General features: G+C 64.8%; 10 protein-coding genes and 1 pseudogene. 9 read left to right on the forward strand and 2 right to left on the reverse strand.

Annotated features, from left to right (window positions below; translation table 11 throughout):
* Positions 1-439: 439 nt before the first annotated feature.
* Positions 440-751, reverse strand: a pseudogene (locus CXY77_RS01070) (recombinase family protein); the annotation flags it as partial.
* Between the two features lie 510 nt (positions 752-1,261).
* Here CXY77_RS01070 and CXY77_RS01075 point away from each other — a divergent pair.
* A complete protein-coding gene (locus CXY77_RS01075; RefSeq protein WP_104129432.1) occupies positions 1,262-2,176 on the forward strand; it encodes a GntR family transcriptional regulator in 915 nt (304 codons plus the stop codon).
* Here CXY77_RS01075 and CXY77_RS01080 read toward each other — a convergent pair.
* Positions 2,097-2,843, reverse strand: coding sequence for an HAD family phosphatase (locus tag CXY77_RS01080; RefSeq protein WP_104129433.1), 747 nt, complete (start codon positions 2,841-2,843; stop codon positions 2,097-2,099). The genes CXY77_RS01075 and CXY77_RS01080 overlap by 80 nt on opposite strands.
* Positions 2,844-3,005: 162 nt before the next feature.
* On the opposite strand from CXY77_RS01080, the gene CXY77_RS01085 reads away from it, so the two are divergent.
* The 8 genes from CXY77_RS01085 (at position 3,006) to pstC (ending at position 11,087) form a co-directional block, all read left to right on the forward strand.
* On the forward strand, positions 3,006-4,166 hold the full coding sequence (locus tag CXY77_RS01085; protein WP_104129434.1) for an ABC transporter substrate-binding protein: 1,161 nt from the start codon (positions 3,006-3,008) through the stop codon (positions 4,164-4,166).
* Positions 4,150-5,112, forward strand: a complete 963-nt coding sequence (locus CXY77_RS01090; protein ID WP_233197155.1) for an ABC transporter permease subunit — start codon at positions 4,150-4,152, stop codon at positions 5,110-5,112. The genes CXY77_RS01085 and CXY77_RS01090 overlap by 17 nt, the downstream gene beginning before the upstream one ends.
* Positions 5,109-5,930, forward strand: a complete 822-nt coding sequence (locus CXY77_RS01095; protein ID WP_104129435.1) for an ABC transporter permease — start codon at positions 5,109-5,111, stop codon at positions 5,928-5,930. Before CXY77_RS01090 ends, CXY77_RS01095 begins: the two co-directional genes overlap by 4 nt.
* On the forward strand, positions 5,927-7,033 hold the full coding sequence (locus CXY77_RS01100; RefSeq protein ID WP_104129436.1) for an ABC transporter ATP-binding protein: 1,107 nt from the start codon (positions 5,927-5,929) through the stop codon (positions 7,031-7,033). The genes CXY77_RS01095 and CXY77_RS01100 overlap by 4 nt, the downstream gene beginning before the upstream one ends.
* A complete protein-coding gene (locus tag CXY77_RS01105; RefSeq protein ID WP_104129437.1) occupies positions 7,030-7,896 on the forward strand; it encodes an alkaline phosphatase family protein in 867 nt (288 codons plus the stop codon). Before CXY77_RS01100 ends, CXY77_RS01105 begins: the two co-directional genes overlap by 4 nt.
* 905 nt (positions 7,897-8,801) lie before the next feature.
* The gene (locus CXY77_RS01110) at positions 8,802-9,353 is read left to right on the forward strand and encodes an RNA polymerase sigma factor (protein WP_104129438.1); all 552 of its coding nucleotides are present in this window, start codon (positions 8,802-8,804) and stop codon (positions 9,351-9,353) included.
* Between the two features lie 35 nt (positions 9,354-9,388).
* Positions 9,389-9,580 (forward strand): hypothetical protein, encoded by a 192-nt coding sequence (locus tag CXY77_RS01115; RefSeq protein ID WP_140425432.1) that lies wholly within the window; start codon positions 9,389-9,391, stop codon positions 9,578-9,580.
* Between the two features lie 478 nt (positions 9,581-10,058).
* Positions 10,059-11,087 (forward strand): phosphate ABC transporter permease subunit PstC, encoded by a 1,029-nt coding sequence (gene pstC, locus CXY77_RS01120; RefSeq protein WP_104129440.1) that lies wholly within the window; start codon positions 10,059-10,061, stop codon positions 11,085-11,087.
* Position 11,088 lies beyond the last annotated feature (1 nt).

Raw genomic sequence — 11,088 nt, forward strand, 5'->3', positions numbered from 1 at the left:
GAGACGTCAGCGACTGCCTTGCGCGCCGACACTTGTGACACCGCGTCCGACGCCGGGACTGCTCCCGCGCAACCAGTGAGCGTGCCGCACACCGCGAGGGACAACCATGTGACGGGGCTCGGACGGTGTCGGTTCGAAACGGAATGGGGCACGTTGTTGATCAAACCACAAGTCGGCCGGATGTTGTTGCGTGGGGGATGGCCCACATCAGCACGGCGTCAACGCCGAAGGCGAAGTCAAGCGGTGGTAATCATGTCATCGACGGTACCGCGGCTCCCCACCCGCAAGGGGGACGGTGACCGGGACACCCGCTCGGATGAAGAGCGCCGAGGGCGATCTGTCATTTTCCGAAGTCGTCTGCACAACGGCCATGGCGTTTTCGGCGTTGTGCAGGTGAATGTGAACACTGACTTTCCGCACTCCTCTGCACGACGCACATTCAGGCGGCGGTGTCCCCGGCTCGTTGGATTGCTCGGTAGACCGTGGACCTGGCGACGCTGAAGAGTTCCGCGATCTGCGCCGTGGTGTGCTCGCCCCGCTGGTGGACCTCGACCAAGTGCTTTTCCTGCGCCGGGGACAGTTTGGGCTGCTTGCCACGCAGCCGGCCAGCCGCTTTGGCGACCTGCATCCCTTCGCGAGTGCGTGCACGGATCAGGTCGGCCTCGAATTCAGCGACCATCGCGAGAACATTGAAGAGGAGCCTGCGAACTGGGGCGGTGGGGTCGTGAACGGAGCCCCTCTCTGTCAACCTTGTATAGGGCACCGGGATCGTCCCGCATAGTGTCGTAGAGAGCGGGGAAGGATTTCTCCCTTATGGAAGCAGTAATGACAGGACCCAACTCGACGGGGCAGGCTGTAGGAATGGAAGATGTTCCCGATCGCCAAGTTCCCGAGCGTGCAAGGCGGCGGATCATGATTCATACCGTAGACGCTGATCGACGGCTGGTCATTGTGCGGGTGACGCGGCCCTCTCGTGGGGATCGTTAGGGGTCCCTCTGTACCATCCACTGTCGGTCTTGATGACGGCCCAGTAGTCGCGGGCGAAGACCCGGTCCACCTAGACGTTTTCGGGCGACCAGTTTTGCGAGTGGGTCGGTGTGGACTGCCACTGGGTCTCAGCGCCCCCGGAGACGTCGAGGAGAATACGCGTGGGCTTGTTCATGGTTCCAGCCTTCCGCGACGCTGCCGCGCGGGCATCCGCAGGGGCGCCTAGTAGGCTCGGGTAGACCGTTGCCACGCTGACCCAGAGGACATCCGAGTCATGAGCACACTGAACTTCGGCGGGACCGGGACTGACCCCTTGCTCCCCACGGTACCGCTGGCATGCATCCTCTCCCTCGCCCGCGAGCGACGGGCGCGCTGGCACCCTGCGTCGCCCGTGCACCTGCAGATCGCCGAGTGGGTGTGCAACCTGGTGACCTCGGGCAACCTGACCGCCGGTGACAAGCTGCCGCCGGAACGCCAGCTTGCCGAAGCCCTCGCCGTGAGCCGGATGACCCTGCGACAGGCCCTCGAAGGCCTGCAGTCCGCCGGCTGGCTCACCCGTACCCTCGGCCGCCGCGGCGGCGCCGTGATCGCCAATCACCGCTCCGACGTGGATATTTCCAATCTGGTCGGTCTGCGCGCCCAGCTGCTGCAGTCGGCCATGACGGCATCCTCCCGGCTCATTTCGGCCACCGTGCAGGTTCCCGACGACACCACCCGCGCGGCGCTGCGGCTCGGCCCCGACGACACCGTTTTCGACGTGATGCGGGTGCGGTTCGCCGACGACGTGGCCGTGGTACTCGAACGCTCGTTCTTTCCCACTGCCCTATTTGCCGGTCTGCTCGACCTCGACCTCACTGGGTCGATGTATTCGATCATGCGCCGGCACTATGCGCTAGGGCCGGTATCCGCCACACAGGAACTGACAGCGATCATCATCGACCCGTCCGACGCCGCCATGCTCGATGTCGCCCCGGGCAGCCCGATTCTTGGCATCGCCCGCACGTCGATCGCGGGCAACGGCACGCCGGTGGAGTTCTCCCGCGACCTGTTCCGCTCCGACACGCTGCGCGTCACCGTCTCGGGTCGCGTCATTTCGGTAGCGGATGCCCTCAGCGAGCCGTCGCAGACCAGCGCGCCACAGCATTCTCCGCAGCCGAACCGAAGCGGCGGGTCAACGCTGACGGGCTGAGCGACTCCAGCACCCCGTCGCACCGCGATGCCAGCTCGCTCGCCGAGTGCGTTCCCGCGATCGCGAGCACCCGCATGCCGGCCGCTCGCGCCGCCGCGATTCCGGGAAGTGAATCCTCCAGCACTACGATCTGCCGGGGAGCGCTGAGCCCGAGCAGCTCGGCCCCGCGCAGAAAGCCCTCGGGGTCCGGTTTGCCCGCGGCCACGTCCTCCTCCGCGACAACCGTGCCCAGCAGTTCGTGCAGGCCGGCGTTCCGCAGGGCGGGCAGCACGCTCTGCCGGCCCGCCCCGGTGACCACGGCCAGGGCCAGGCCGAGCCCGGCGGCCTGCCGCACAAAGTCCCGAGCGGGTTGAGAGATCAGCTGAACCCGGGCGGCCTCCCGCTGGTATCGCCCAGTCAGCTCGGTCAGCAACTCGTCGACGGATGCGTGCGGCCGCGTGCTCTCAGCGGCGAGCAACGTCACGATTGCGCGGTCGCTGAGGCCCGCACACACAGCGGTGTATCGGTCGGCGCTCAGCTGCACGCCCAGCTCGTCGCGCGCCAACTCGCGGATCAAGTCACTCAACAGGTCTTCGTCGTCAGACAGGGTGCCGTTGAAATCGAAAAGTATCCCCTGCATCTCGGCCATGCTCCAGCCGACTGTCGGTGTCACAAGCTGTTCTGTCATCTCGGTCGTCCTTTGTGTTGGGTGCGTCAGGTGTCCACTATGGAACACCCAAAAAACGGTCTAGACCAAATTCAACGGACGGACACGCACAGTTCATTTGCCAGACACCTCGGTGCTCAACGCTGGGAATATCCCACCCACCACTTCTTCTGGAGCGCGACTATGCCTGCCCTTTTCTCTCGTTTGTCTCGACAGTCTTCGTCTGCGCGACGCCGTGCCGGCATCCGCTCGGTAGCGGCGGCCATCGGCCTCGCCGTCACCCTTCCACTGCTAGCCGGCTGCTCCGCGCCGACTGCCGAGGCCCGCGAAATCGGGGGAACCCTCGAGGAGATCATCGCGCTCGCCCAAGAGGAGGGGATGGTGCAGCTCATCGCCTACCCGGAGACCTGGGCGAACTACGGCGAGTCTTTCGCGGGTTTTGAAGCCAAGTACGGCGTGAAGGTCGAGGTGGCCAGCCCGAACGCGTCTAGCGGCGAGGAACTCTCCGCCGTGAAGAACCTCAAGGGCCAGTCCACCCAGCCCGACGTGCTCGACATCGGCTACTCGTTCACGCAGCCGGCCATCGACCAGGCTCTGCTCGACATCTACGTGCCCACCCAGATCGACGAGGTGCCCGACGGCCTCAAAGACCCCGAGGGCTACTGGGTCGGCGCGTACTACGGCGTGCTCAGCATTGGCGTGAATGCCGACGAAGTCGACGTTCCCGCCTTGTTCGCCGACCTCAAGGACCCGCAGTACAAGGGCAAGATCACCATCGGTGACCCGCGCGATGGTGCGTCCTCGCTCGCCACGGTTTTTGCGGCGGCGCTGGCCAACGGCGGCAGCCTCGACAACATCCAGCCTGGGATCGACTACTTCGCTGATCTCGCGGCGGGCGGATACCTCGTCAACTCGGTCTCGAACGCTGCCGCACTCTCGACCGGCGAGGCGGCCGTGACCTTCGACTGGAATTATAACTACAGCGGCCTCGAGGCTGAGATGACGCAGTCGGCGGTAGACCTGCAGGTTCTGGTGCCCGGCGACGGCGTGTTCGGCAACTACTACGCCCAGCCGATCACCATCGACAGCCCGCAGCCGAACGCCGCCCGCCTGTGGGTGGAGTGGCTGCTCAGTGACGAGGGCGCGATCAGCTACGCCAAGAGCGGTGCCGTGCCCGCCCGCTATGCCGCGATGGATGCCGCCGGCACCCTTCCCCAGGAAGCCCGCGACGCCCTTCCCTCGGCCGACACCCTGGCCCAGATCAACTTCCCCACGCTTGACCAGGCCGCCGCGGCGACTGAGCTCGTCGTTGACCAGTGGGGTGCCCGTGTCGCAGGCCAGTGACCTGCTCGTGCGGGGGGCAGCCCGGGCCACTGAGGCGATGTCGCAGCCGGTGGGAGGGGCATTCGCTGGCGGGGCATCCGGTGGCCAGCGGCCGCTGCTGGCGCGACTGCCGGGTCGCGACGCCCTGGGCCTTCTGCCCTACTTCGCCTTCATCGGCGTGTTTCTGCTGCTGCCGATCGTGGCCAACGTGTGGACCAGCCTGCACGACAACTCCGGTGCCTGGTCGCTCGAGTCCATGCTCAAACTCGGTGAGCAACAGTATCTCTCCGCGTTCCTGAACACCATGGCGCTCTCCGCCGTCACCGCCGTTCTCGGCGGCGCGCTCGGACTGCTCGTGGCCTGGGCTCTGGCCACGCTGCAGCGCCCGCGCTGGCTGCGCTCGATCATGCTCTCGTACTCGGTCGTCGCGTCGCAGCTCGGTGGCATTCCGTTGGCGTTTGCGTTCATCGCGGCTATTGGCTCGCAGGGCCTGATCACGATCGCCGTCTTCGACGTGACCGGGTGGGACCTCACCGAGGCCTTCGCGGTGTCATCGTTCTGGGGACTCGTTGTGGTCTACCTCTACTTTCAGGTGCCGTTGATGGCGATTCTGGTGCTGCCGGCCATCATGGGCATCCGCCGGGAATGGGGCGAATCCGCGCTGAGCCTCGGGGCCGGCCGTTGGCGCTACCTGACCGACATTCTGCTGCCCATTCTTTCCCCCGCCATTGGAGGCGCCGTGCTGCTGCTCTTCGCGAACTCGTTCAGCGCCTACGCGACCGCGTATGCCCTGAGTGGCGGTGGCGCTAACCTGGTGCCGATCCTGATCGGCTTCTTCATCTCGGGCAACGTGCTCACCGACCAGAGTTTCGGCGCCGCCCTGGCGACCGGAATGATGTTCGTGATCACGCTCGCCATGGTGCTGCGCCACCTGCTCGTGCGGCGCACCACGCGGTGGCTGCAGTGAGCGGCACGAGCCGCGTCGGCACGGGCTCTCGCAGCATTGTGCAGGAAATCGTGCTCGTCACGGCCGGGCTGCTGTTTGCGGTGCCGCTCGTGGCATCCGCTTCGTTCGGATTCACGTTGCCGGAGCAGGGGTTCTCGCTCGAACCGATGCGCGATGCCGTGGCGGACTCGGGGTTTGCCCCGCAGGTACTGCAGAGCCTGACGCTCGCCTTGCTCACCATCGTGGCATCGTTTGCGTTGCTCGTTCCCACGCTCGTCTGGCTGCACCTGCGCGCGCGGCGCTGGCTGCCGCTCGCGGAGGCGCTGTCGGTGATTCCGTTTGTGGTTCCCGCGGTCGCGCTCGTCAACGGCGCCAACCTGGCATTTCGTGTTACCGTGCCCGGCTTTCTCACGAGCGTCTACAGCCTGGTGCCCTTCTATGTGATTCTCACGCTGCCGCTCGTGTACCGCGCGCTAGATGCGGGGCTTCGCGCCATCGACCTGCGCACCCTGTGCACGGCGAGTGCGAGCCTCGGGTCGGGGCCGGTGCGCACGTTCTTTAGCATCATTCTGCCAAACCTGCGGCCGGCGCTGCTGACCGCGGCACTGCTGTCGTTCACCATGGTGCTGGGTGAATACGTACTTGCCACCCTGCTGCTGCACTCGACGTTCCCGGTGTTCTTGGTGCAGATCGGGCAGGACCGCCCGCGGGCGGCGGCCGGTCTCTCGCTGATCACCATCGTGGGCACCTGGCTGGTGCTGTCGGCGCTCACCGGCCACGGGCTCTCAAGGCGCCGCTCCTCCCTCCCGTATTCCCCCGATCTAAGGACTGCCTCATGACCGGCACCAGTGCAGACGTCACCCTTCGTTCCATCAGCAAGAGCTACGCGCGCCAGAGCGTGTTGAATGACATCGACCTCTCGATTCGGGGCGGTGAACTGCTCGCCGTGCTTGGCCCGTCGGGGTGCGGTAAGACCACCGCTCTGCGGGTGATCGCCGGGCTGGAACGCCCCGATCGTGGAACCGTGCACATCGACGGCGGTGAGGTGACTCACCGGCGCATCGACAAGCGCGGCATCGGCATCGTCTTTCAGGCCTACTCGCTGTTTCCGCACCAGACGGCGGCCGAAAACGTAGCTTACGGGCTGCGGGTGAGGGGCGCCAGCCGCTCCCGCCGGACGGCCCGGGCGGCCGAGCTGCTCGCGCTGGTCGGCCTGGCCGACCACGGCGCGAAGTATCCGCAGCAACTCTCCGGCGGCCAGCAGCAGCGGGTGGCGCTCGCCCGGGCAATCGCCATCGAACCGCGCGTGCTGCTGCTCGATGAGCCGCTGTCGGCGCTGGACGCGCAGGTGCGGGTGCAGCTTCGGGAAGAGATTCGACGCATCCAGTATGAAATGGGCACCACGACCGTGCTCGTCACGCACGACCAGGAGGAGGCACTGAGCATGGCCGACCGGGTGGCCGTGATGCGCGCCGGTCGGATCGAGCAGGTCGGCACTCCGCACGAGGTGTACCGCCGGCCCGCGACCGCCTTCGTGTCGTCGTTCATCGGGGTGGTCAATCGCATTCCCGGTCGGGTCACGGGAGCCGGCCAGGTATCGGCGCTCGCCCAGCAACTTGACTTGGCCACGGCCGGGTACAGCACCGGTGACCTCGTGGAGCTTCTTGTGCGGCCCGAGCACATCAGCATCCGCCCGGAAAGCGACGGGCCAGCCGGCGCGACCGCGATCGGCACCGGCGTCGTGACCGCGCTCACGCTGCGCGGTGCCATCTCGAGCCTGACCGTGGTCTTTCCCGGACTGCCCAACCCGATTCGGGTCGACCTGCCGTCACGTGAAGCCCAGCTGTTCGAGCGCGGGTATCGGGTGCGCCTCACCGTTCACGCCGAAGATGCCCTGATCGACGCAGCCGCCGCCGACCCGGCTGCGCGGGTTGCAGCATGAGCCGCCGTAAGTTCTGCCTGATCGGCATCGACGGCCTCATCCTCGACCGGGCCCTGCGCTCCGAGGCGGCGCCGAACCTCAGCGCGTTCATCGAACGCGGTCGCCTGGCCGCGATGACCATGGACGTGCCCACTATTTCGGGGCCCGGCTGGTCGTCTATTCTCACCGGGGCCACCCACGCCGAGCACAACGTGTTCGACAACACCTTCCACGGCCACACGCTTCGGGCCAATGCCGACCTGCTCAGTCGCGCCTATTTCGCCGACCAGTCGGTGACTAGTTACGTGGCGAGCGGATGGCCCCCGCTGGCCGATCCTGCCGGCCCCGGCCCGGTGATCAGTCCCCGCCTCGACCAGCAGAACGCGGGGGTCCACAAGGTCATCGTGCGCGACGGCGAAATGTACGGCTATCGGCGCGCCGACTCCGAGGTGGCCGACATCTCGCGGTTGTACCTGAGCCAGGGCGGCCCGGATGCGAGTTTCGTGTACCTCGGCGAGGTCGATGAGGCCGGGCACGTTTACGGTGGGGCTTCGGCGGAATACCTCATGGCCGTGACCCGAGTCGACGAGCACCTCGGCACCCTGTTGCACGCCATCGCCACGCGTGCCGCGCGCGAAGACGAAGACTGGCTGGTCGGCATCACAACGGACCACGGACACCTCGATGAAGGCGGCCACGGCGGCGGCGAAGACGTGGTGCGCAGCTCGTTCTTCGCTGTCGCGCGCTCGGTTGGCGGCGGCACGGACACGAGCACGGGCGCTGAGCCGCGGCCGGCCGAGGCCTGGTCAGCCGAGGGCGTCTCCCTGCCCGAGTCGATGCGACCCGACCAGATCGCCGCGTACCTTCTCAAGCACCTCGCATAGCCGACCCGAGCACCCGTACCGATCTATAGATAAATGCCCGGTTGCCGATGCCGTCAAGGTGCCGTTCGCGTTCGGGCAGAGTCCCTGCGTTTCCTGCACATGCGGCTAAGAATTGAGCTGCGGCCGCCTTCGAAGCCACCTGATGGCATCACCGAGCGGCGGTAGGACCTCGCGGCCGGAAACCCGGGCTCCGAACCAGTCGTTCCGAGTGGCATATTTTGGCACCTTGTCCGAGTATCGCTGCCATCGCCCACAACCGAAAATGTCGGGAAACGTGGCCGTGAAGGTATCGATCAGATCCCCGAATGTTATGAAAGCGTGTTTTTTACTGCCACGCGCGAACATGAGTGCGGCAGCGGTTTCGCCCGACGCCTCACGTTTGACACAGTCGTCTTGAGCTTTCCAACTCTTCAATGCTGCTTCGCTGTACCACACAGATCCCGGAGGCCATATAGGTCGCGTCCCGCTGAGTGGATGCTTTGACTCATCTTTTTGCTGTGATACCCGTGTGCGTGCTCACCCAGGGAGCCACCTACCCGAACTCTTTGGTCTGGTAGGCGAGACGATCCGTTGCTTCACTCAGCGGTAGGACATCGCGAAGGATGCACACGCAGTAATGTCATACATTGCTCTGAAAAATTGGGAGAAATGGTTAGCGTCGGAGACACGCCATCTCGTTGCGATGGCCGCGGTTGAGTCGCCTCGGCCGAGCTCGTTGCGCGCACGTGGCGAGTAGCCCGACTCGGACTATCAATACCAAAAGCGACTATCCGCCACGCACGGGCAAGGCGGCGGTTGCGAACGAGGCTTGACGCCGTTTCCTCTGTGTCATTTGTGTCATTTGTGTCGCAGTTTGCACAACGAGTATCTCCACCGTGATTTCTAGGTGCGGTATAGTCCCCGTGATGGACGCGACGGGGGATCAGCGTCTCGTCGCTGCCGCTTCACGTGGTGACGAGCGGGCTTTCGGTGACCTCTACGACCTCTATGTCGAGCCGGTGTTCCTTCAGGCCGCGCGCGACCTCGGGAGTGAGGACGGCGCTGAAGATGTGACCCAGGAAGTTTTTGCGATTGCGTGGCGAAAGCTCGCGAAGATTCGAATGGTGAACGGGTCAATTTTGCCGTGGCTGCTCCAGACGTGTCGAAATGTGACCGCCAACAGACTGCGTTCCGCTAGCCGTCGGCCAGTCACCACGGTTTTCGACGATCAAGGACCTAATGTTCTTGAAGCAGAGTTACTCGATGCACGACTGGACTCGCGAATGTTGATGGACCGAGTTGAGGAGGAGGTGGCAACGATGCCGTTTTTGGATCAGCAGGTTTACCACGCCATCATCAGTCAAGAAGCTTCATACGAGGAGACGTCTCGGGCCCTCGATATCTCGATACCTTCGGTGCGCAAACGATTGAATCGGGTGCGTTCGCGGCTGAAAGGCACGTTGGGCGGCGCACGGTGAACGAGCCGCGGCTATCGCCTGAACGCCGCGCGGCGATGCGCAAGCGAGTTTTGGACTATGTCGACCACCACAAGCGCAGACGCACGCGTCGTGCCCTGGCCGGCATCGGCGTGGTCGCGACCGTCTCGCTCGGCCTGGCAGTCGTGGTCGTGATCGCTTCTCAGGGAAATACCGGGCGAGTGGGTGTCGTGTTGCACGACGTCCAACCTGCACGCAGCGCACTCTGACGGTCCGGCGCAACACCGACATCATCACCGATCGCCACAACGACGCGCTTGAGTGGCACTCAGCTCTACGGCAGGCAGGCAGGCAGGCAGGCAGGCAGGCGTGATTACTGCGCCTTGGCCTGCGATCCAGTCGCGATTCGCAACTCGCATTCCACCCGCATATGTCCGCTGCGAAACAATCGTTACCCCTCCTCCGAAGTGTTCATCAGGTGTCTGCCAAAGTGCAGTTGACAGTTACCCAGATCTTCGGCCTCAAGCGCGTTTGACCACGAGACTGGCGGCCATACTGGCTAGCGAGGGCACGAACCGGGCAGGAGAGAACCGGGATTTCGCGCCCCAGTAGCGTCGGCCGATCACGGTCGGCGGGTGCCGAGGGGGAACCAATAATGATCACGCGGAACACGCCGCACAGCGCGATTCTGGAGTACAGCCAGATTCCACTGATAGCAGGCCTTCCCCCTCTTCACGGCTTCGACGCATGAGCGGCCCCGACATTCTTGAGGCGCTCCGAGTCTCTGACGGCTCTAGTCGACAAGACGATAGCCCGCGGCAGCTAACCACGGTGCGTGGCGCGTCCGACACTGTTTTTCGCGTCGCTGCGCACGGTGGTGGCGTGCTGGTGCTGTCGATCATGACGCTCGTCGGGCTGTTCCTCGCGGTCAGGGGCGCGGAAGCGATTGCATCGGCCGGGCCGTCGTTCCTCACCGAGCAGGACTGGGAACCCAACTCCGGTCGTTTCGGCATTGCCGCTGTGCTGTTTGGCACCGTGGCGATTGCGCTGATCGCGATCTTCGTCGCTTTGCCGCTCGCGGTCGGTGCCGCGACGTATATTTCTGAGTACGCTCCGTTGGGGCTGAGGACGCTGCTGGTGGGTATCGTCGATTTGATGGCTGCAATACCCTCTGTGGTTTATGGCCTCTGGGGTATGTTCTGGCTCGAAGGGGCGATCCTGCCGGTCGCCCAATGGATTTCGACCTACTTCGGGTGGATTCCGATTTTCAATGTTCCCAACTTCAATCCAGGGGACCCCCTCGCGACACCGACGGTGTTTACCGCGAGCGCCTTCCTTGCTGGCTTAGTGGTGGCGATGATGGTCGCTCCGGTAGCCGCGTCGATCATGCGTGAGGTCTTCGCGCAGGCTCCGATCGGCGAGCGTGAGGGTGCTCTGGCTCTGGGGTCGACCAAGTGGGGGATGATCCGCTCGGTGGTTTACCCCTTCGGTATGGGCGGCATGATCGGTGGTGCCATGCTCGGCCTCGGTCGGGCGCTCGGGGAGACGATCGCGGTCTACCTTGTCATCTCGCCCGTCTTCGTCATCCAGCCGCACATTCTGCAGACCGGCAGCAACTCGATCTCCTCACTGATCGCATTGCGCTATGGGGAGGCGTCGCCGTTTGAGCTGTCCGCTCTGATGGCGGCCGGGCTGGTCTTGTTCCTCATCACGATGCTGGTCAACTTCGGTGCCGGCATCATCATCCAACGTTCCCGTTCCGGCGCGGCAAGCTGAG

The organism is Cryobacterium sp. N21, from assembly GCF_002929575.1.
GTDB lineage: Bacteria > Actinomycetota > Actinomycetes > Actinomycetales > Microbacteriaceae > Cryobacterium > Cryobacterium flavum.